Here is a 22,147-nt window from a genome sequence, read left to right as displayed (position 1 = left end):
TCCCACCTTATTGAATAACTACCCGAAATGCTCCTGCGATTGTGAGTTGTGAATTGGCTCGCACCAAATTCTCCAAATAGCCTAAAAAATAGATGTACTCTTCCATTATAATTTTTCCTTCAAGGAAAAATACGAACAGCGACAGCGTTAACCGAATCCGGTCCCAAGGCCCGGCTTCAATATGCTCGTAGATATCGCTGCTTTGAAAATATCGCAATGCCTTCCCCTCTGCCAGTTCCACAATTTCTTGCATGGACTGCATGTTTGATATTTTCATTAAAGTGGAATTAAATTGTTCTTGATCTTCTTTGGCAGGATACATGGAAAACTGGCCTTGAAGAAAGTCATACAACTGTTCCAGCACTACGGATTCTTTTAGCATAAACTGAATTTTCTCTTCATGCTCATGGCATGTAAACAAAGACATATCCATCTTCTCACTTAGCTTCGCAGCTACATCATTTTCTGTTAAACCAAACTTCTGCAATCGTTCCTTACCTACGGTTATACGATGGCAAATGCCCAATTGAAGATATTGTCCCATACACGTTTGCCTCCCAAGCTCGACTATTTACTAAACCCGTCACCAATCGGATTGTTCCTTTAGTTAACAGGACAGGATTGTAAAACATATTTCAATTATGTAGAATTATTGTAACAAATAAAAGAATGGAATTTCTCCCCATGTATAAAGCCATTTTGGATAACAAAATACTGATTATATATCTCGTCTGCTACTTTTTGTTTGAATTGATCAGGACGATACACGCGCTGAACTCCTTGAACGCTCCTCCGTTGAAAGCGCATCTGCGCAAGTTGAGGACGAAGCAGAGTTTCTTTTCGTATTTCGCTTTTCCTAACTCCAGACAAAATGTGATCAAACGCTACCACGCTTACACATATTTGACTACCGACCAGTTGAAAGTGATTCAAATTTACCTGAAAGGGAAAGATTCGGATAAAGGCGTCATTTATCCATTTATCGATATTTTGATTAAATCCGTCTTTCCTCTGCTCGTTTTCTTTATCGGTCTTGTCCTGACTGCAACACTTAACGGCATTAATTTGCTCACCAATAATAATCCCGCTCCCGCGAACTCCACCGTATTGATGGGCATCATTTTGGCAATCGCCGCTTTTATTAATCTGATTTGGTACCGGCTCCGCAAAAAGAGCATCAAAAACAATATCCATATCATCGAGCAGGTGCTGAAAGACAGAGAAAAAGGCGGCAGCAGCCCCCTGTTTGCAAAAGGGCAAATTCTCCGCTCCTCCGCCGATTTTGAAAATGCGATGTTTTTCGCTGTCCCCGTCTCCGTCTGGCAAAACAACGAAATGACCGGTTACGGCGGCACCATCGACAGGCACATGAGCGATGCCGTGTTCATCAACGGCGAATACTTCCCAAAAAGCGGATTCGAGTTCCGCATCAGGGGTTATAAGCGCTAAGTTGCAGGCGGACTGCCCGCCCTCCCTATGCGAATTACTGCAAAAACAAAACATACACAGCCATAATTCCCGAATCGGCGAGCACATGACACACGATCGAGCCGAGCAGCGATTTATGGGACAAACGCAGTAAGCCCCAGAAAACACCCGCGGCAAAAACCGGAATAACCGTCAACAAGTTGTACGGCCAGTTAAACAAAGGAATGACAGAAAGCAAATGATACGCGCTATACCACAGCGAAGTTGCTAAAAGGCTCTTCGCTCTGCCATATTTCCCCTCCAACTTGTGAAGCAAATAACCGCGCCAGTACAGCTCCTCCAGAATCGGATTCAAAATGATGAGTACCAGGATCAACCACACCGTCTGGCTGCCCGTAAAGTTCCATTTCAGAAGCAACTCCTGCAGCCTGGCGGCATCGAACAGACGATCATGAAAGAAATATCCTCCGGTCACAATCGCCAAAAAACAAGCGGCCCCGGAACCGGCACCCAGAAGCAAATTAATGCGGTGAAAACAAATCCCCCACTGTCGAAGCGTCACTGCTAGCGCTTGTTTTCTGCTCAATAAGATCTCTATGAATGGGACGCCGAAAAGCCAGCCATAGAAAAGAGCAAATGTCAAAGGCACGCTGCTCATGGCCTGCAAGCCGATTGCGATCATAAAAGTCGGGCCTAGCAACAAGATGATTACATTCATCGTCTCCTCCACGGCAGCTTTTGTCATAACATCAATAGGCTCATTGTATCCGGTAAGATGAGACGATTGTAGTACTATTTTTCGCTAGTACCGCGAGGTTACGCAAAAACGGCCATCCTCCCGCATCGGAGAATGGCCGTCCTTTTTATTCGCCCTCGTCCTCGGGCGTTTCTTCCGGGGCTGCCTTCCGCCAAGCCGGCTCATGCTTGCTGACGTTTCTGCCCAGCATCATGCCTGTGCCGAGCGCGGTGCAGGCAAGCGGCTGCTCGGCGATATGTACGGGAACCCCGGTCTCCTCCCGGATGCGCGCATCGATTCCTTCCAGCAAGGCGCCGCCGCCGCACAAAAGGATTCCTTGCTCCAGCACATCCCCGGCTAGCTCGGGCGGGCATTGTTCCAGCGTCGTGCGGATCGCCTCGATCAGCATGAACAGGAAATCGTCCACAACTGCGTAGATTTCCTTGGAGGACAGCCGGATCGAACGGGGCAACCCGTCGAGCAGATCGCGCCCGCGTACCTCCAATGTTCGTTCCGGGGCGTAAGGGTTGGCCGTGCCGATCTCTTTTTTGATCGTCTCGGCAGTCCGCTCTCCGATCTCCATATTGTACTGCCGCTTCACATAATCCATGATGTCCTGGTCGATAGACATGCCCGCCCGCTGAACTTTGTGGCTAGTCACAATGCCGCCGAGCGACAGCACGGCCAGTTGGCAGCTGCCCCCGCCGATATCGAGCACCAGATGCCCGAGCGGCTCTTCAATCGGGATTCCGGCGCCGAGCGCGGCCGCCAGCGGTTCCTCGACGGCGATTGCTTTATTGGCTCCTTTATGGACAATTGTCTGTTCAACCGCCCGCTTCTGGACATTCGTAATGCCGCAAGGGACTGAAATGTATACTTGAGAACTCCGCAGGAAAAACGAGCGGCCCTGAATTTTTTTTATAAAACGCTGAATCATGCTGCTTGTCATGTCAATGTTGGCAATGACGCCATTTCTCAAAGGATACGTGATGTCCACATGTGCGGGAGCCCGTCCGATCATCGCCTGCGCTTCCGCGCCTACGGCCAGCAATTCGCCTGTGCTCTGGTGAAAAGCGACAACAGACGGCTCGCTGAGCACGATGCCCTTCCCCTTTTCGTAGATGACCGTATTGGACGTTCCCAAATCGATCCCGTACAACTTATCAAATCGCTTCAACAAATGAAACTTCCCCCTTCGTTTCGGATATCTATGCTGTTGTGGAGGGTAGATCAAACGGAGATACTATAATATTCTGCGCGGACCGCAAATTTGTGGGGCAATCCGCTGAAATAGCCAGCAAACAAGCGATAAACGCCGAAAAAAGAAAGCTCGGGACTGCTTTCCCAAGCTCTTATTCGGCAGGAATTATTCATAAATAAACTTCGACCAATCCGATAAAACTTTATTAAATTCTTTTTTTAGTTCCTCAAACCTCTTATCTTTTTTATCGCTGCCAAACCAGCATGATACTCGTTTAAGAGAAGTATTTTTCAAGACAGCCATATAATCCTCCGGTTGCATGTTGTTCGCAGCTATATGGGAGAATTCCTCTAATGCAGGCGCCGATTCCAAGCTGCTAACATCCTTAAGACCTTTCATACTTTCCAGACGTATCCTTCTCAGCTTTGTCAGATTCTCGAACGAAGGCAACTTTTCAACATTAGGCAAAGATTGTAAAAAGAGGTTTTGCAAACCGTTCAATGCGGAAATAAATCCAACATCGGATAACCCTCTAATCAGCCACAATTCCAGATATTTAATATTCGTTAAACCTTCTATTGCTGAAAAGTTATTAATCCCCCCGAGCTTTATATCCAACGACCACATCTTCTTTAACGGGACTAAGTAGTTCAAATCCGGTGTTGTTATCGACCTCAATGTGACATCTTCCAAATTTGTTAGGCCACTGAGAACTTCAATATTTTTACGTTGTCCTTCTATATAAATTTCCCTTAACTTTGCGAACCTTGATAACGGAGCCAAGTCTGGTTTCTTTGATTTTGTTGCTCCAAGAACCAATCGTTCCAAAGTATCTGGAACTTCATTTAGAAAGTCGAAGTTTGCAAGTTTAAATATACCTATCCCTAACTCCTTCAAATTTCTCAAACGGGCTAAATGATGCATCCCTTGTGCGTCCATTAAACAGTCTGCCGTAAATCGCTTGAGATTCGGTAATGAAGAAACAAAGCTTAAATCGCAGGTAGAACTGTAAAACCCATATGCTCGAAGACAAATGTCATCTCTAACGGAAAACAATAAATCGTTAAGTAACCGGAAAGTTGCAGGGTCAACTTCATTGGAGAATTGAACAACTTTTATAGAGCTGTCAGCTGCCAGAGATTGTACTTCTTCTTGATTTAACGACTGACGAATATCAACTCTATCTTTAGAAATTTGAGTGAACATATGGCACCTCTTGTGCTTAATTATCGCAACCCATTATACCATATACCGGTATTCGCCAAAATAAAACGGCCGCCGGCTCTCAAAGCCAAGCGGCCGTTCCCATATTTCTTTACTTGAGCTGGTTCAGGCGCTCTTCCAGACGGTCCCAAGTTTCGGTGATGCCTTGGAGCATGCCCATGTCCATGACGGTCTTGAGAGCCTCCGCCGACACGTATTCGCCACGGTTGACCAGCTTCGTCTTACCGCCCAAATCGATGAATTCCAGCGTGACCTCAGTCGACGGCATGGAGTCGTTCGAATTGCCTTCGGCATCCGAGAAATAATCCCTGTAGGCGATTTTCTCCGGCTCGGCAATCTCTTTATAAACCGCTTTGCCCCAAGATTCCATTCCGAAAAATTGACCCTGGTTCTGATCGACGCACTTCATGCAGTAGTGCCAAACGCCGCCGGGACGGAAATCGACGGTGCAGACCGGAACCTCCCAGCCTCTGGGCCCCCACCAGTGTTTCAGATGCTCCGGCTCTTTAAACATCTTGAACACGAGATCGCGCGGCGCATCGAAAACGCGCTCCAGCACCAGCACCCGCTCGTTCTCTACTCTCGAAATCATTGCGTTGTTTGACATTGTAATTCCTCCTTAGGATCATGAATGATTTTAAGATTTTCCCTTGTTCTGCGCTTCTTGCTGATTAGAATATACCACAATAGGAATATTCCTGTAAAGGAATATTATTGTTCAGATGATTCGAATCCGCCTATTACTAATAATGCGACCCTTTTGGCGACTTCCTCTTTGTTCATAATAGTGTTTCCAGTCGCCCATTGTATGGCACCTTCATGGATAGCTTGTGCATAAATGGGTACATAAATCTTCATTTCTTCATCTGTATACATGTGTTCGAGACTTTTCGACAAATACACTTTCAACTCATTTACTGCTTTTTCTTTCAATTGCGGTACGACTAAGCCTACATAGCTGCTGCGACATTGGATGTTCGGTTGATCATAAAAATCACATAATGCTAAAACGAGTTGATGGATGCTGTCTTGATCGAATTTCACTTCACCTTTCGTACGGTTTGCGATCGCAGCTGATGCGGAGTCCCCCATAATAAAGTCCAATAATTCGAATTTGTCTTCAAAATGTGCATAGAATGTAGCTCGATTAACTTGTGCGGCCTTTGTTATATCCGCTATCGTTATTTTTTCAAAATCCTTTTTTGAAACTAATTGGATAAATGCGTTAATCAAAGACTGCTTCGTTCGTGTCGTTCTTACATTCATTACTTTTGTCGCCACATTTCTCCCCCCTTAAACCCGACAATTGATCAACCTTGTTCCTATAGCAACATTCCTGCACGGTTTGTTGGTTGCTGCATTATTGGATTGGTTGTAAATTATTCATTAAAGCAACACATGTTACTTTAATATATCACAGAAAATGGAGTGAATAAAAAATGAAAACTGTTGCAATAGTTGGTGCAGGCCCCGGATTGGGTTTGTCTCTAGCCAAAAAATTCGGAAAGAACGGGTTTAAAGTAGCTGCCATTTCGCGTAACCCTGACAAACTATCCGCTATAGTGAACGAACTTAGAGAGCTAAATATTGAAGCGCAATCTTTTGCTGCGGATGTCACAGACTTGGCTGCTTTAAAACAAACCTTTCAAGCTGTTAAACGAGAGTTTGGTTCTATCGATATATTAGAATTTAGTCCTTATTCAGGGTGGGATAAATTTACAAATGTGCTGGAGACTACGCCTCAGAGTGTATTAGAACAAATGAACAGCTATTTGCTGCCTGCCGTTCTTTCGGTCAATGAGGTATTGCCTGAGATGATAAATAACGGTTCCGGTGCAATTTTATTTACAACGGGCTTATCTGCAATGTTCCCTTTACCTTTTGTAGGGAATGGCGGAATCGTGATGTCCGGTATTCGTAATTATGCCACCAACCTGCACAATGAGTTGAGAGAAAAAGGTGTATTTGTGGGACATCTCTCCATCGGGACCATGATACAACCCGGAACGGCTGGAGATCCGGACCTCATTGCCGATGTTTGGTATAACATGTATGAGAAAAAGGACCGCTTTGAAGAAGTATTCCCACTAGGCTTTGATCCAACTAACATTTCAATTTAATAAAAGCGAAAAGACAACTTATAAAGCAAACAACCTCCGAACCGCTCAAACGCGGCTGGAGGTTATTTCACATTTTACGACCGGCTCATATGCTCGTACAGGAAATCCGCAATATGCACGGCCTTCATGCGATCCGACAATTGCTCCCTTTCGATCCCCAGCTTCATCTGCAGGAGGCAGCCCGGATTGCTGGTCAGCACATAATGCGCGCTCGTCTCTTTCACATGCTCCATTTTATGGTCAAGAATGTCCATCGACATGTCCGGCTGCACCAGATTGTAAATGCCCGCAGAGCCGCAGCAGCGGTCGGCTCCCTTCAGCTCGACCACCTTCACGCCTTCGATCCGGCTCATCAAATCGCGCGGTGCGTTGCCGGCTCTCATAACGTTGCGCAGATGGCACGAGTCCTGATACGTTACGGTGACCTGAGCATCCGAAGGAAGCTGTGCGGCGGCCGCGAACTTGGGCAAGCGCCCTTTTTCGATCATCATTTGGCTGATGTCTTTCACATTCTCGGCAAAATGCTTCGCAGCCTCCGCATATTCGGCATCGTCATGCAAAAGGTGACTGTACTCCACCAGCAGCGCCCCGCAGCCCCCTGCATTAGAAATAATGTAATCGACCTTCGCTTCGCGGAACGCGTCGATGTTCCTTCTGGCCAGCCCTTTCGCCTGCTCCAGCTCGCCGCTGTGCGCGTGCAGAGCGCCGCAGCACGTCTGCGCCTCGGGAATGACGACGTTGAAGCCTGCTTCCGCCAGCAGCTTGACCGTGTTCATGTTCGTTTCCGTGAACAGCACGTCCATAATGCAGCCGCGGAACATGCCTACGGTTGCGACCGGCTTTCCTTTGGCAGGCACGTAAGTACCTAGCTGCTCGACCACGCCTTTGGACGAAGCTTCCGGCAAAATACGTTCCATTTGGCTCATCGTATCCGGGAACATCCGCATGAGTCCCGTTTTGCGGACCACGGTCTGCATGCCGGAGCGCTGGTACAAGCGGAGCGCGGAGCCCAGCAGGCGCATGCGTTTTTGGTTCGGAAACATGTGCTTGAACGTGATCGAACGGAGCTGCTTCACCCAGAAGCGGTGCTCCGTCTGCCTTTCGATCGCGTCCCGCGTCTGCTCCAGCAGCTGCCCGTATTTCACGTCTGCCGGACATACCGGCTCGCAGGCGCGGCAGCCCAGGCACAAGTCCATTTGCTTTTGAAAAGAATCCTCTGGCACCATCAGCCCGTCCACGACCGCCTTCATCAAAGCGATTCTTCCGCGCGGGGACGCGGCTTCCAGACCCGTTTCCTTGAAAGTGGGGCAAGCCGGCTGGCAAAAGCCGCAGCGGATGCAGTTGGACAGCTCGTCATAGTTCAGCGTAAGCTTCATTCGCTCGGCTAGCGGACTGCCGCTGCTCGCAGCGACTTGAGATTTTATCGAAACCGCTTCGCTCATTGTCCGATCACCAGCCTTTTGCGGGATTGCTTTGCGAAAATTTTTCCGGGATTCATAATGTTATGAGGATCGAAGGCGCGCTTGATGCCCTTCATCACTTCTATTCCGGCTGCGCCGACTTTCCACTCCAAATAAGGCGCTTTCATCATGCCGACGCCGTGCTCCCCTGTAATCGTCCCGCCCAAGCGGATCGCCGCGTCAAAAATTTCCTCAAACGCCTGCTCCACGCGATGGATTTCCTCCTGATCCCGGGCGTCCGTCGTGCAGGTCGGATGCAGGTTGCCGTCCCCCGCATGACCGAACGTGCAGATCTGCACATCGTACTTCCGGGCGATGCGGTTGATTTCGACGACCATCTCCGCGATTTTGGAGCGCGGCACCGTCGCATCCTCCAGAATCGTCGTCGGCCTTATTCTGGCCAGCGTGGACAGCGCGCTGCGCCGCGCCATCATCAGCTTCTCCGCTTCCTGCGCGCTGCCGGCAAGCTTGACCTCCTCGGCGCCCTGCTCCTCGCAAATCCGCTTGATGGCTGCGATATCCTGCTCGACCGCCGCCATATCGTTGCCGTCCTGCTCGATCAAAAGCACGGCCTCCATATCAAGCGGGAGCCCGATTTTGTTGTACGCCTCCACAACGCGGAGCGTCGGATTGTCGATAAATTCCAGCGTCGCCGGAATAATCTGATGCCCGATAATCGCCGAAACCGTTCTTGCGGCGGCGTAGATGTCTTTGTACATGGCGAGCATCGTCTTTTTGTGCTGCGGGGCGGGGAGCAGCTTCACCGTCGCCTCCGTGACGATCGCTAGCGTCCCTTCGGAGCCGACGAGCAGCTTGGTCAGGTCGTAGCCGGCCACATCCTTGTACAGCTTGCCGCCCGTACGCAAAATCTCGCCGGAAGGCAGCACCGCCTCCAGACCGATGACGTAGTCTTTCGTCGTCCCATATTTCAAACCGCGCAGCCCGCCGGCGCATTCCATAATATTGCCGCCTAACGTAGACACGACCATGCTGCTCGGATCAGGCGGATAAAACAACCCCAGCGCCTCGACGGCAAGGTGGAACTCCTTCGTATTTAAACCCGGCTGGAACGTTGCCGTAAGGTTGTCCTTATCAATTTCAATCAGCCGGTTCATGCGGTTCATGACCATGACGAGCCCGCCATCGACAGCTACCGTGCCGCCGCACAAATTGCTGCCCGCCCCACGCCCGACAATCGGAATGCGGTGCTCGTTCGCAAGCTTGAGAATCGCCGCCACTTCCTCGCGGCTGCCCGGATAAACGACGCCGTCCGGCAAGCTCTGCATCATCGGCGTAGCGTCATAAGAATGGGTAATCAACGCTTCGGAATCGTCTTTAAAATATTTGTCCCCGACAATCTCGCGAAGCCGCCTGCGAATAGAATCGTCTAACATGGACTATGCCTCCTTTAAAAATAAGCTCCAGTATGCACGAGAAATCGGAAAAACCTGACCTGCCGCGCGGGAAAGTAAATCTGAAAAGCGTGCCCTATCTCTGGAAAAGTGAGCGAAAAAATTGCTCTATTCCGGTGAGCGAACGGAAGAAGCTTGCCCGCTCTACGGGATAATGAGCCGGAAAAACTTCCCTATCCCGGCGAGTGGACCAAATAAATCCGCCCCATCCCGATAAAGTGAACAGGTCATCTGATGACTTTTCATTCATTATAGCGTATGATTGAATAGATGTATATATGTATCGGGAGGTCCGTCATGACATCGTCTTTTCCGCAAGTCAAACCGCAAAAAGGGTCGGACATCGTCCTTCAACAGCTCAAGCAGCGGATTGCATCGGGCCAATACCCTCCCGGCTTCCGTCTCCCTTCCGTGGTCGATCTGGCGGCAGGGTTCGACGTGGGCCGCTCTACGATTCGGGAAGCGCTCAGCGCTCTGAAAGCGATGGGATGGATCGATATTCGTCATGGCGGCGGCACCTTTGTCAGCAAAGTGCTTCCGTCAGACCAAGCTTTGCCGGGAGCAGATATGTTTCAAAGCATGGAGTCGTTCCAGGAAATTGTGGAAATTCGCAAATTTATCGAATCCGGATGCGCGTCTTTGGCGGCTGCCAGAAGAACAGACGAGGATCTGGCGCAGCTGGCCCGCATCCTTGCCCATATGCAGGAAGTTCTGGAAGATGAACAGAAGTCCGAGCATGCGGACGTGCAGTTTCATCTGCTCATCGCCCAGGCCAGCCACAATACACTGCTCACCCAAATGATGGACTCCCTGACCAAAAAGCTGCAGGAAACGATGGGCGGCTCCCGCAGGCTGTGGTTTTTCTCCGAGTTGGCTTCCGGCAAGCAGCTTCTGGAAGAACATACGGCCATCTATGAGGCCATACGGGAGCAAAATAAAACGCTGGCCTCCGAGCTGATGATGCAGCACCTGCTGAAAGTAGAAGCCGTCCTGGAAAAAATGAACCAGGGCCTGTAAAAAGCAGCCTCGCAAAAGGCACCGAGATATGGAGAAGCCCTGTTGATCGGGGCGCACCAAGTCGGTGAACCGACTTTTGCATCGTTTCGAGCCCGCCGGGGGCTCCGACGCGCAATCTCGAACACTTCTGCTAACTCCGCAGCAGCAAAACTTCGTCGCACCGCGCGCAGCTTCCAGCGCGCGGTGTTGCGCTGCATGACGGTGGTCGGTCGAACAGGTGCACCTCCGCAATCGTTTGTGCAGGACGCACGCTTTTCTGACAAGTCAGTTTTGTCTTTCCAAGTCACGGTTATGGATGCCGAAGTGTTAGCAGCTAACCGGACGCTTCCACTCATTTGCCGTCCAAAAGCGGTGCAACCGCTTGCAGAGTATCTTCAGCCCGAAAAAACCTGCGAAAGTGCAGGCTTTTTTGATAAAAACGACTCGTTTGGAGGAAAAACCTGCAATTGTGCAGGAATTCCCAGCTTGATAAACCTGAACCCCCAATTTGAGCCAAAAAAACTGCAAATTTGCAGGAATTGTTCGAAGCAAGCGCATCTGGGCGCAAAAAGATGCACTTTTGCAGGTTTTCTGCACATGGTGAGCGATGTCTTAGCCGGCAGGTTTGCGATTGCCTCATTTGCATGCTCCTGGGGCTCAATCGCCCGCCCCCGGGAACCTCTAACGATGTGTCTACATCGTTAGCAGCGCCCGTCGGCGCTTAATCGCCCGCTCCCGGGAACCCCTAACGATGTGTTTACATCGTTAGCAACCGCCGGCGCTCAGTCGCTTCGCCCTCCAGCGCCTCGCCCAGCGGGGGCTCTTCCGCACACGGCGCGCCCACCACACACCCGCACCCGCGCCCTTCACTACAGCGCAAGGGGCTGACCCTTCAGCAGAATAAACTGCTGAGGGTCAGCCCCTTGCCGTCAATTAGTATGTAGCGCCCTGCAGGAACTTGACTCTGTCCCCCATCGGCGGAGTTTCGTTGCCGTCGACTACGATCTCTACGACGACCGGCCCGCCGTGAGAAAGCCACTCTTGCATGTGGTGCTGCTGCAGCTGCTTGAGCGAGGTGACCTCGGCGTAGCGGAGGCCGAGCGAGCGGGCCACGTCCGCTATGCTGATCCGCGCTTGCGAAAAATCATCCAGGCACCGCTTGTACTGCATCATATGACCGTGGTATACCATGCCGAGACGGGCATTGTTCACGACCACGAACAAGATCGGCAGCTTGTACTCCTTCGCCGTCAAAACCTCGAAGCCGTGCATGAAGAAGCAGCCGTCGCCGGTCAGGCAGATGACCGGCCGGTTCGGTTCGGCGAGCTGGGCGCCAAGGGCTCCCCCGATTCCCGAGCCCATCCCTCCGAAGTTGATGTCGAGATCAAATTGCTGCCCGTCTTTGATCAGCAAATTTTGGATCGAGTAGGTCATGAACTCGCCGATGTCCAAATAAAACCGCGCATCGCCTGGAGCGATCGCGCTGATCCTCCGGATGGCGGACAACGTGTTCCACTCCCCGCCGTTCTCTTCTGCCGCCGCAGCCGCTTCGCCCAGGCCGGACCATACGTCCGGCGTCTTAGCCGGCATCCGCGCCAAAAGCTGCTCCATGACCAGATCGATTTGCCCATGAACCGGGTACTTCGTTTCGAAGCATTTGCCCAGCTCGTTTTTGTCGAAATCGATATGAATCAGCTGCTTGCCTTGAACGAGCCGCTTCTCCCAGTTGCTTGTCGCCGACTCTCCCAGGCTTGATCCGACGACCATCAGCACATCGTGATCATTGCCGTTCAAATAATCCAGCGCTTTGCTGTTGCCCGCCATGCCGTAAATGCCCAAATAAAGCGGATGATTCTCGGGAAAAGCCCCTTTTCCGTGAGGGGTTGCCGCCACCATCCAGCCTGTTTTTTCCGCGAATTGCACGATGCTCTTCGTCGCCAATTTCGCCCCGTATCCGAGCAGCAGCGCGCCGCGGCTGCCTGCGGCCGCGATGCCTTCCAGCGCAGCCTCGATGGCCGCCGGGTCCGGCGCAAGCCGCTGAACCTTCGGCAAGACGGGAAACTCCACGCTGCCGATATCGGTCATTTGAATGTCGATCGGAATGGCCAAATGCACAGGCCCCGGGATGCCGCTAATGGCCGTATGAAACGCTTCTGCGAGCATGCCCGGAAGCTCGTGCGCGTGACGGACGGTTTTGCTTAGCTTCGTAATGGAAGTGAAGATCGGCTCCGCCTGCAGCTCCTGGCCCCCGCCTTTGCCCACGACCGATAAAGGAACCGAACCGGTAATAAAAATGACGGGGAGCTTTTCCTTCCACGCGTTTGCCGCAGGCGTCACCAAATTGGTAGCCCCAGGCCCGCTGGAACCGACGCAGACCGACGGGATGCCGGTAATACGCGTATAGGCAGCCGCCATATAACCCGAGCTGGACTCATGCTTGGCTACGATCGGCTGAATCTCCGGTATGTCCATGAGAGCGTCGTAAATCGCATTAATCGAGCCGGCAGGAACGCCAAAAACGTACCGAACCCCCTGCTGCAGCAAAAATTTCAATCCAACTTCAATCGCTCTCATTTTTCTATTGTGCCCCTTTCGGCAATGTGAATTTAAAGACCGAGCCTTGACCCTCGCTGCTTTCGAACCAGATCCGCCCGCCGTGCAGTTCGATTAGCTGTTTGGAGATGGCCAGCCCCAGGCCCGTTCCGTTAATCTGATTGTTGGCTTGATAAAACTTGGTGAAAATATGCTTTTGCTTCTCATACGGGATACCGATTCCGTTATCGTGCACTTCCACGGTAAGGTAATTCTCTTCCGCATGGGTTTTGATCGTAATCTCGCCTCTGGGCGGCGTAAATTTGATGGAATTGGATAAAAGATTCAACAAAATTTGTAATATACGCTGTTGATCCACCTTCAGTACGGTATTCGTTCCGGCCGCCGCTTCCACATTCAGCGTAAGTTTCTTTTTATTGACAAGAGACTGCACAATGTCTACGGCTTCCGCTATAATTTCATCGAAGGATGCCTCGGTGTAATACAATTCGAACTTGCCGTTTTCCATTTTGGCAAAATCGAGCAGCTCGTTCACCTGGTTGAGCAAGCGTTCGATCGACTTGCCCGCGGTTTCCAGCAAATCCTCCTGGGAATCGTTCAATTCCCCGAGAATTCTTTTTCTTAAAATGTCTACCGCTCCTTTGACAGCCGTAATCGGAGTCCGCAGCTCATGCGACAGCGTAGCGATAAAATCGTTTTTCAGCTCATTCAAATATTCCAGCTCTTTGACCAGTCCTTCCAGCTTGAAGTTCGCCTGCTGCAGCTCCATGGTGCGCTCGTTGACCGAATGCCCCAGATTCTCGGTATGCATCGCATTCGCCAGCGCCGTAGACGTAACGTCGGCAATGGATTGGCAAAATTCTATCTCGCTCGTCGTATACTCCCGCTGCTTGTGGATGGACGGCATCGCGATGACGCCGAATACAACTCCCTTCGCCACGAGCGGCGTCACCATCAGGCTCCTGATATCAAAGGTTCTGCACGCATTATGGTTAGGACGCGGGTCTGCATACACGTCGGGAATGGCCAGCGCCTTTTTCTCCGTAATGACTTCATAAAACAAACGGTCGCTGTCGATGCTTAATTTGATCTCTTCGCGGTGCTTGGTTCTCCATTCGTCTTCCGTAACGTTCAAAGAAGAAAGCTGAAAAGGTTCCATCGTGCGATCCTTGTCGTTATATAAATGGATGCCGATATCGTCCGACCCGCTTGCCCTTTGCATGTAGTGAAAACAAGTTTTCAGGACGTCCTGAACGGACAGCGATTTCGACAAGCCCTTGGTGGCGTCAAGGAGAAGCTGCTGCTTTTCCATCAACAGCTGCCGCTGCTCGAACATCTGGATGTTGCGGATAGCTACGCTGGCCATGTTGACGAACGCTTCCGTCACTTCCATCTGCTCTTCCGTCAAATTCATCGGTTTGCCGAAATCGTGCACAAAGACAAGACCGAACACGTCATCGTCGACGAGAACGGGGATGCCCAGGATCGAATTGATTTGCATCAAGTGCCTTTTCACCTGATCCGGCCGTTTGTCAAAGGTTGTATCCGGGATGTAATCGCTGGCGCGCGTGCGCAGAATGTCGCGGACAAACGCATCGTCCTTCGGATCGATCAGCAGCTCGGTAATATCGACCCGCTTGCTGTTTCCTTTGTTGCCGTAAAATATGCCGTCCGGTTCTTTCAAAAAGAAACCGACCAAATCGGCCTGCGTTATTTCGCTGGCGATCGCATCGACGAGCACCTGTAAAATTTCCGGCATTTCAAACTGTGAGTTAATTACTTTCGTCATGTGAAATAATTTTTGAAAGCTTTTTAATTCCATCATTTTGCCTCACCCACTCCTTGATTTAATAAACCGTTACCCGGTGTCTCCCTCTGTTTTTCGCGCCCAATAAGGCGGAGTCCGCCTGCGCTATCATCTGATCGAAAGATCGGTGGTCGAAATTGTGGGTTACGCCGATGCTGACCGACACTTTCAGATGCTTATGCGGCGAGACGGCGATTTTGAGATCGTCAACGGCTTTTATAATGGAATCTGCCAACTCCAGACAACCCGCTTCATCCTGCAGCAGAATGAGATACTCGTCCCCGCCGTAACGGAAGGCGATGTCGCGGTTCGGATCCAGCCTGGAAAACAGGAGGTCTGCCACTTCCTTCAGCACCTGATCTCCGACCAGATGGCCGTAAGTATCGTTAATCGGCTTAAAATGATCCATATCGACCATCAATGCGGCATGGAAGCTGCGGATGCCGTCCCGGATCGTCTGCATGGTCAGATCCAGATAAGCGCGGTTATACAAACCCGTAAGCGAATCGATATAAGCCAGTTCGGAAAGCTGCTTGTTATCGTTCTTCAAGCTTCTCAGCTTCTTCTTTTGCTCAAGAGCGATGGCGATTTTCCTTTCCAGCAGATCGAGATCGAAAGGCTTCGTCAAATAGTCGAACGCCCCCAACTGCAACCCCTGCAAAATGTCCGCTTTCTGGGCGTTGGCCGACAGGAAGATGACCGGAGTGTCGAAATCGCTCTGCTCCATCCACCGCCTGTAAATTTCAAACCCGGTAATGTCCGGCATCATGACGTCGAGCAAAATCAGGTCCGGAGCGGTTTCCTCCATCATGGACAGAGCTTCCGTACCGTTCTCGGCGATGAAAATTTCATAGCGCAAAGAACTTAAAAATATGCTCAAAATATTTACGTTGTAGGGTTCGTCGTCAATTATAAGAATTCGACCGCTCATTAATTATCCCAGCTTTCCTTACTTTAGTAACAATCGGGTTGCGGGCTAGCCGCTGTGCATTTTCGTATGTTCGTCAATAATGTCCAAAAAGAGCCGGACCAAATTTTCATCGAACTGACTGCCTGAATGAATGAGCAGCTGTGCCCTGACTTCAGGGACATGCAGAGAATGACGGTACACTCTGGTCGATGTCATCGCGTCAAAAGCATCAGCCAAGCTTACAATGCGAACCCACAACGGAATCGAATCTCCGCAAAGCCGGTCGGGATAGCCTCTGCCATCCATCCGTTCATGATGCCACCTGACGACAGGCAATAAAGGCTTGACCTCGGGCAGCTCTTTCAGCATCTCGTAACCGACCACGGGATGTTGGCGGATGACATTAAACTCTTCATTCGTCAGCTGCCCCGGCTTCATCAGAATGGGATCGGGTATCGCGATTTTTCCGATATCATGCAGCAGAGCGGCTACTTTCAGCTGTTCCAGATCGGCCTTGTTCACACCGGCTTTGGCTCCAAGCAAAGCGGAATAGAAGGCGACATTGTAGCAGTGGTTTACAGTGAAGCTGTCCTTCATCCGTAAGGTGTTGAACAAATTCTCATACGTTTTCTGTTGCAGAATTTGTTTGCGGAACTGGATTTTCTCTACCAGCTGCTCCATGTGCACTTTAATGACACCGCACATTTTCAATTGATCGTCGCTGAGCCGAATACCGGAACGAAAGCCAAAAACAAGTGCGCCGTAAGAGGAGCCGTATTGGATATGGAAGCCGTAAATAGTTCGGAATTGTGTCATGGAGAGGAAGGTTTTCATCTCATTAGCGGTGTTCTCTACACTAAGACTGGTTCCCTCCGGCACCAATGAGAAGAATTGTGTTGCCATGGCAATGTGCTGCAGCTGTGTCAGCTCTGCCTGATTGATATTGACCGAATAAGAGGCAGGGGGATTTCGATGTTTTTCATCCTCGAGAAATACGCAAACATGCTCGCACCCAATGAATGTTTTAGCAAAATCGCCCAATTGTCCAATGGATTCAAAAATAGAATCGGAATTGATGACACTCTTGAAAAAAACCGATTTCTGCATAGATGCTACCTCTTATTCTCAACAAGTAAAGTCTCGTAAAAGTATTTAAAGTTTTTCGCCAGAAAAACTGGCATCGGAAGCATAAGCTTAGTACTATTTCTTCTTGCAAACAAATTTCCCTTCTTTTTTTTGGAATTTTGTCGACCTTTTTTTTGCTGATTCGCTCGATTGTTGACATATGAAAAGACCGCCTTTTTCACAGCTATCGCCATGAAAAAAACGGCCTTGGGCTCCATTACATTTTATAAGTCCAATATTCGCAGTTCTTCTTCCGTAAAGACGCGCGAGCGGGTCAGAAAAGGGAGGCCTTCCGGCCCTTCCAGTGAAGCGTTGACGCCACTCTTAGAAGAAGCCCAATGCGTCAGGGCTGTAGCTGACGAGAAGATTTTTCGTTTGCTGGTAATGCGCGAGCATCATTTTGTGATTTTCGCGGCCGATGCCCGAAGTTTTGTAGCCTCCGAAGGCGGCGTGAGCCGGATAAGCATGGTAGCAGTTCGTCCATACGCGCCCTGCTTCGATGCCGCGGCCCAGGCGGTAGGCGTTATGAATATCCCGCGTCCAGACACCGGCTCCCAAACCGTAAAGCGTGTCGTTGGCAATCGCAAGCGCTTCCTCCTGATCCTGGAACGTCGTTACGGAAACGACCGGGCCGAAAATTTCCTCCTGGAAAATTCTCATTTTGTTATGTCCCTTCAGAACTGTCGGCTGTATGTAGTAGCCCTCCGCGATATCGCTTTCCATCTTCGCCCGGTTTCCGCCGATGAGGCATTCCGCCCCTTCCTGGCGGCCGATGCTGATGTAGCTCATAATTTTTTCCATTTGCTCCGTGGACACTTGCGCCCCGATCATCGTATCCGTGTCCAGCGGATTGCCCTGCTTGATCGCGGCTACGCGCGTTAGTGCTCTTTCCATGAAAGCGTCATAGATCGATTCCTGAATGATCGCGCGGGACGGACACGTGCAAACTTCGCCCTGATTGAGCGCGAACAAGACAAACCCTTCAATCGCCTTGTTGAAGAAAGCGTCGTCTTTGGCCATAATATCTTCGCAGAAAATGTTCGGCGATTTGCCGCCCAGCTCCAGCGTGACCGGAATAATGTTCTGCGAGGCGTACTGCATAATCAAGCGTCCCGTCGTCGTTTCTCCGGTAAACGCAATCTTCGCGATCCGGTTGCTTGAAGCAAGCGGTTTGCCTGCTTCCAAGCCGAAACCGTTCACAATGTTGAGAACGCCGTGGGGCAGCAAGTCCTGAATAAGCTCAGTCAATACCAGGATGGAAGCAGGCGTCTGTTCCGCAGGCTTCAGCACGACACAGTTCCCCGCGGCCAGAGCCGGAGCCAGCTTCCACGTCGCCATCAAAATCGGGAAGTTCCACGGAATGATTTGTCCGACCACGCCGAGCGGCTCATGAAAATGATACGCCACCGTATCGTTGTCCAACTGGCTCAAGGCCCCTTCCTGCGCCCGAATGCAGCCGGCAAAATAACGAAAATGATCGATCGCCAGCGGAAGGTCCGCGGCTAGCACTTCCCGAATCGGTTTGCCGTTATCCCACGTTTCGGCAACCGCCAGCATTTCCAGATTCGCCTCTAAACGGTCGGCGATTTTGTTTAGAATTTGCGCGCGCTCGGCGGCGGAAGTGCGCCCCCAGGCGTCCTTCGCAGCATGCGCCGCGTCCAGAGCCAGCTCGATATCTTCCGCCGTCGAGCGGGGAATTTCGCAAAAGACGCGGTGATTCACCGGCGATACATTTTCAAAATACTGCTCCTTGACAGGAGCAACCCACTTGCCACCGATAAAGTTGTCGTAACGCTTCTTGAAAGCGACCTTCGATCCGGTTTGTCCCGGTTGTGCATAAATCATAGCAGAACAGCCTCCTTTTGGATAAATGGGGGTACTCTATATACATAAGCAAGTACCTCGCCATTTATTAATACAAGGCTGTCAAAAGCGGATCGAATTATTGCACGCGGCCTTTTAGCGGACGGCATGGTGGATCGCATTCAGGGGATGCAGCGTCCCCTTATAGGCGAAGGAAGCATGGCCCGTTTCTTCCGAAACGACAAGCACAAGCGCGTCGGTGCGCTCGGACAGGCCGATCGCCGCGCGGTGCCGGGTGCCCATTTTGACATCGCGATAGGAAGCCGCGGAAACCGGCAAAACGTTGGCGGCGGAAATAATGCGGTCCGCCTGGATAAGCACTGCTCCGTCGTGAAGCGGATTGCCGGGGTAAAAGATGGATTCCAGGAGCGCGTGGGTCAATGTCGCTTCCATCGGAATGCCCGAATGAATATACGCATTCAGATTGTCGTTTCTTTGGATCACGATCAAGGCGCCATGCCGGCGTTCAGACAAATGCTGAATGCTTCTCGACAAATCCCCGTAGCTATCTGTAAAAGGAGACAAATAACATTGCAAATAAAACGAAGCGGCAGCGGACTCCACTCTTTTGAACGACTCCATAATTTCATTAAGCTCGCCCAACATGCAGGAGTTCTCGGAATCTATGGACTGAAGGCTTTGCTGAATTTGGTCTGCAATGCGGTTCAAATGCAGTTTGATCTCTTCTTTCATCGGCGATACGTCACAATCTTGCTTCTGCATTCGCGGCACCTCGGCATGTTCAGAATAAACCCTGCTTGTTTTATAATCTGTACATTCAACCGCAAATGTATGAAAAAAAGGCAACAAAATCACCCTGCGAGTGACAAAAAAATACGTCTGCTTCAGCGAGCATCGTCAGCATGGCACGGAAGCCTGCGGATGACCAGGTCCAAACAAACGCCTGACCCGCTCCCCGCTGTCTAGCTGCACGCAAAAAACCTGCAAAAGTACATCTTTTTGCCCATAGATACACTGTCAGCGCAAAATTCCTGCAATTGTGCAGGCTTTTGGCCGGGCACAGGGGCTCAGCTCCATTTTCATCGAATATTCCCTGCACTTTCGCAGGCTTTTCGCCAAAATGAACCGTTTGCCCGCAAAATTCCTGCACTTTCGCAGGTTTTTTACCCGGACCGGCCTGCCAAGCCATCTTATGACCACCTGCCATGCAGCGCTGCCGACGCCCTTCGGGAGAGTTATGCGTTTGCTCAAGGCGCAAGCAGTTTCACCACGGTCAGCACCAATATCTTGGCGCCAAAAGAACAAATCGTGCACAAACATGCTTGATACCGGTAGTGAATTTGGTGCGCACATTGCCTCTTTCACGACGCCGGGTCGTCGATGACCAACTGCTTGTAAGTCTCCGGAGAAGCCAGCCGCAGCACGATCGCAGGCCTCAAAGTGATCACATTATCAAAATACGTGTATTCCTATATATTAACTCGTATATAACCCCTCGATTTACCATTGGCCTCTTGACATTGTCAATTGAACCGGTAATAGATGTATTCAATCCATTTTATTGGATAATTCTATCCAATCATCGAAGGCGACCGCGTTCAGAGCCAGTTTGCTTCATCAATCAAAATGCTAGCTCTATGCACTGAACAGTCTGCCAGCCCGAAAACCTGCGAAAGTGCAGGCTTTTTCTGTAGCAATAGTCCATTTTGGCAAAAAGCCTGCGATTGTACAGGAATTTTCTATGAAAATGGGGTTAAGCCCCTGTGTTCGGGGAAAAGCCTGCACAATTGCAGGAATACTACCATTGCCAGCTATGAACGAGCAAAAAACTGCACTTTTGCAGGTTTTCTTCACGCAGCCAGGCAGATAGTCGATCGGCTCCGGCGTGCAGGTTTCTGAACAGCCTGAAATGAGCAAGCTATGCTGGAATCCGGCTTTTTGCCATATCCGTTCGTGAGCAGCCGTTTTTGCGTCTTTGGGCGGTGTCGGCACAACAAAGAGCCGCTTGCCCCTTCAATGGGAAACGGCTCCTAATTCGTCATTTAACTTTTGAATTCATTCTATCCGCTCTGCATTCAACAAATGTTCCACGGATAAGATCCGGTCAAAAAGACCAAAAACTTCTTCCGGATCGTAAAGATTTTCCATCAGACTGACTTCCATCATCAAACGTCCCGAAAGCGTAGAAGTAGTGAGCAGCAACGACTGGTTTTTGATAGAAAAATAGATCGTATCCACCCATTCCTCCATAATTTGATGCGATATAATTCCCAGATTGGACAAGGTAATGGAAAAATTCCACAGGGGGAATCTTTCAGGCATCGTTTTCATGCTCAATTCAAGACACTGTTGTTTATATGTCCGATATGAATTGGAAAACGAAGCAAAAAAGATCGACAGCGCATAGGGAATCCCTCTTTTAAACCATTTGAACGCGGATTTCACCTGTTTGTCCAAATTCCTATCCCGGAAAAATTGCATCGGAAGGCTCGCGACGTAATTGCCGCACATGGTCTCCGGCGAATAGTTATGCAGAAACTGCAAATCCATGGGCATGGAGACAAACACGCGCTTCTTCCCGGGATCGTGCTGCAGCAGTCCATCAGTCATTCGGAAGCAAATGTATTCGGTCAATGTCATTTTTTTGCTCCGGCATTGCCGTAAAATTTCGCCAGTCTCCTCTTTGCTGAAGCAGTACGATTTTTTGACATAACCGCCGCCTTGCTCCGGCTTTTTACCGTAACTCAAATCGACGGTCTCGCCGGCGCTTCCCGCTTTCCCCAGCCTGAACATAAAACCTATAACAAAAACCGGCATCCATAAAAAGGCGGCGACTCTTCTTTTCATACGCAGCAGCCTGCCGACGGAGACGTTACCCTCTGCCGTTGTTTGTTTCGGCTTTGCCTCGGATTCGCCCGAATAATATTCAAGCCATCTCTTGATCCAGAAAACCAAGCTGAGCCCATTAGCCAGCGCATGGTTCATCGCGAATATCATTGAATATTCATTTATAGGGAAAATTCGAAACGGAAGTCTGGAATTAGTTGCGGCATACTGGCTCAGAACCTCCGCCTCTGTAAAATATTTGGCAAGCTGCTTCTTTTCAGCCTCCAGCAAATTCTCCAGCTCTTCCTGTGAAAAACGTCCCCATATAAACGTGTCCTTTTCGAGCTGTTCCACCCTTTTCGCTTGCAGCAAAGGATTGTTCATGATGAGCAAGCGGTAGCTGGAAAGCAATGTTTCGGCATCGATTCTTCTTTTAAAAGTAACCGTTGCGATCATGCTGTTGGATGAAACATAATGTTCTGTTCCAAAAAAGTAAGTACTTGCCAGTTTAATGGCATCCACTCT

Annotated in this window: 20 protein-coding genes and 1 pseudogene; 4 read left to right on the top strand and 17 right to left on the bottom strand. The window is 50.2% G+C overall.

The window, feature by feature from the left end; genetic code table 11:
- Positions 1–7: 7 nt before the first annotated feature.
- On the bottom strand, positions 8–544 hold the full coding sequence (locus AC6RNO_RS28325) for a hypothetical protein (protein WP_474685743.1): 537 nt from the start codon (positions 542–544) through the stop codon (positions 8–10).
- 140 nt (positions 545–684) lie between these two features.
- Here AC6RNO_RS28325 and AC6RNO_RS28320 point away from each other — a divergent pair, with 140 nt between their 5' ends.
- Positions 685–1,449, top strand: a complete 765-nt coding sequence (locus AC6RNO_RS28320) for a hypothetical protein (RefSeq protein ID WP_497107538.1) — start codon at positions 685–687, stop codon at positions 1,447–1,449.
- Between the two features lie 34 nt (positions 1,450–1,483).
- On the opposite strand, the gene AC6RNO_RS28315 is transcribed toward AC6RNO_RS28320, so the two are convergent.
- The 5 genes from AC6RNO_RS28315 to AC6RNO_RS28295 all read right to left on the bottom strand — a co-directional run bounded on the left by AC6RNO_RS28315 (position 1,484) and on the right by AC6RNO_RS28295 (position 5,870).
- Entirely contained in the window at positions 1,484–2,146 is a 663-nt protein-coding gene (locus tag AC6RNO_RS28315) for a CPBP family glutamic-type intramembrane protease (RefSeq protein WP_497107537.1), read from the bottom strand.
- Between the two features lie 145 nt (positions 2,147–2,291).
- Positions 2,292–3,344, bottom strand: coding sequence for a rod shape-determining protein (locus tag AC6RNO_RS28310; protein WP_474685749.1), 1,053 nt, complete (start codon positions 3,342–3,344; stop codon positions 2,292–2,294).
- Between the two features lie 186 nt (positions 3,345–3,530).
- Positions 3,531–4,571, bottom strand: a complete 1,041-nt coding sequence (locus tag AC6RNO_RS28305; RefSeq protein ID WP_497107536.1) for a hypothetical protein — start codon at positions 4,569–4,571, stop codon at positions 3,531–3,533.
- Positions 4,572–4,680: 109 nt separating this feature from the next.
- Positions 4,681–5,196 (bottom strand): SRPBCC domain-containing protein, encoded by a 516-nt coding sequence (locus AC6RNO_RS28300; protein ID WP_497107535.1) that lies wholly within the window; start codon positions 5,194–5,196, stop codon positions 4,681–4,683.
- 104 nt (positions 5,197–5,300) lie between these two features.
- Positions 5,301–5,870, bottom strand: a complete 570-nt coding sequence (locus AC6RNO_RS28295; RefSeq protein WP_497107534.1) for a TetR family transcriptional regulator — start codon at positions 5,868–5,870, stop codon at positions 5,301–5,303.
- A 158-nt stretch (positions 5,871–6,028) separates the two neighbouring features.
- On the opposite strand from AC6RNO_RS28295, the gene AC6RNO_RS28290 reads away from it, so the two are divergent.
- Complete coding sequence (locus AC6RNO_RS28290) at positions 6,029–6,709, top strand: SDR family NAD(P)-dependent oxidoreductase (protein ID WP_497107533.1); 681 nt, start codon at positions 6,029–6,031, stop codon at positions 6,707–6,709.
- A gap of 74 nt (positions 6,710–6,783) precedes the next feature.
- On the opposite strand, the gene AC6RNO_RS28285 is transcribed toward AC6RNO_RS28290, so the two are convergent.
- Both AC6RNO_RS28285 and AC6RNO_RS28280 read right to left on the bottom strand, forming a co-directional pair.
- Complete coding sequence (locus tag AC6RNO_RS28285) at positions 6,784–8,151, bottom strand: heterodisulfide reductase-related iron-sulfur binding cluster (RefSeq protein WP_497107532.1); 1,368 nt, start codon at positions 8,149–8,151, stop codon at positions 6,784–6,786.
- Positions 8,148–9,563 carry an FAD-linked oxidase C-terminal domain-containing protein gene (locus tag AC6RNO_RS28280; protein ID WP_497107531.1) on the bottom strand — a complete coding sequence of 472 codons (1,416 nt, stop codon included), beginning with the start codon at positions 9,561–9,563 and terminating at the stop codon, positions 8,148–8,150. The genes AC6RNO_RS28285 and AC6RNO_RS28280 overlap by 4 nt, the downstream gene beginning before the upstream one ends.
- A 315-nt stretch (positions 9,564–9,878) precedes the next feature.
- On the opposite strand from AC6RNO_RS28280, the gene AC6RNO_RS28275 reads away from it, so the two are divergent.
- Positions 9,879–10,598 carry a FadR/GntR family transcriptional regulator gene (locus AC6RNO_RS28275; RefSeq protein WP_488437003.1) on the top strand — a complete coding sequence of 240 codons (720 nt, stop codon included), beginning with the start codon at positions 9,879–9,881 and terminating at the stop codon, positions 10,596–10,598.
- A 195-nt stretch (positions 10,599–10,793) separates the two neighbouring features.
- Positions 10,794–11,282 (top strand): hypothetical protein, encoded by a 489-nt coding sequence (locus AC6RNO_RS28270; protein ID WP_497107530.1) that lies wholly within the window; start codon positions 10,794–10,796, stop codon positions 11,280–11,282.
- A 228-nt stretch (positions 11,283–11,510) separates the two neighbouring features.
- Here the strand turns inward: AC6RNO_RS28270 and AC6RNO_RS28265 are convergent, their stop codons facing one another.
- The 9 genes and pseudogenes from AC6RNO_RS28265 to AC6RNO_RS28225 form a co-directional block, all read right to left on the bottom strand.
- Positions 11,511–13,151, bottom strand: a complete 1,641-nt coding sequence (locus AC6RNO_RS28265) for a thiamine pyrophosphate-dependent enzyme (RefSeq protein WP_497107529.1) — start codon at positions 13,149–13,151, stop codon at positions 11,511–11,513.
- A gap of 4 nt (positions 13,152–13,155) precedes the next feature.
- Positions 13,156–14,955 carry a GAF domain-containing sensor histidine kinase gene (locus AC6RNO_RS28260; protein ID WP_474685769.1) on the bottom strand — a complete coding sequence of 600 codons (1,800 nt, stop codon included), beginning with the start codon at positions 14,953–14,955 and terminating at the stop codon, positions 13,156–13,158.
- Between the two features lie 22 nt (positions 14,956–14,977).
- Positions 14,978–15,868 carry a GGDEF domain-containing response regulator gene (locus AC6RNO_RS28255; RefSeq protein ID WP_474685771.1) on the bottom strand — a complete coding sequence of 297 codons (891 nt, stop codon included), beginning with the start codon at positions 15,866–15,868 and terminating at the stop codon, positions 14,978–14,980.
- A 45-nt stretch (positions 15,869–15,913) separates the two neighbouring features.
- On the bottom strand, positions 15,914–16,954 hold the full coding sequence (locus tag AC6RNO_RS28250) for an HD-GYP domain-containing protein (protein WP_474685773.1): 1,041 nt from the start codon (positions 16,952–16,954) through the stop codon (positions 15,914–15,916).
- Positions 16,955–17,196: 242 nt separating this feature from the next.
- A pseudogene (locus AC6RNO_RS28245) lies at positions 17,197–17,280 on the bottom strand (DUF779 domain-containing protein); the annotation flags it as partial.
- 16 nt (positions 17,281–17,296) lie between these two features.
- The gene (gene adh / locus AC6RNO_RS28240) at positions 17,297–18,817 is read right to left on the bottom strand and encodes an aldehyde dehydrogenase (RefSeq protein WP_497107528.1); all 1,521 of its coding nucleotides are present in this window, start codon (positions 18,815–18,817) and stop codon (positions 17,297–17,299) included.
- 114 nt (positions 18,818–18,931) lie between these two features.
- Complete coding sequence (cdaS, locus tag AC6RNO_RS28235; RefSeq protein WP_474685777.1) at positions 18,932–19,558, bottom strand: sporulation-specific diadenylate cyclase CdaS; 627 nt, start codon at positions 19,556–19,558, stop codon at positions 18,932–18,934.
- A gap of 55 nt (positions 19,559–19,613) precedes the next feature.
- On the bottom strand, positions 19,614–19,985 hold the full coding sequence (locus AC6RNO_RS28230; RefSeq protein ID WP_497107527.1) for a hypothetical protein: 372 nt from the start codon (positions 19,983–19,985) through the stop codon (positions 19,614–19,616).
- An 866-nt stretch (positions 19,986–20,851) separates the two neighbouring features.
- Complete coding sequence (locus AC6RNO_RS28225) at positions 20,852–22,144, bottom strand: hypothetical protein (protein ID WP_497107526.1); 1,293 nt, start codon at positions 22,142–22,144, stop codon at positions 20,852–20,854.
- Positions 22,145–22,147 lie beyond the last annotated feature (3 nt).

Source organism: Paenibacillus sp. sgz302190, from assembly GCF_059820445.1.
This window is presented reverse-complemented; position numbering and strand designations above follow the sequence as displayed.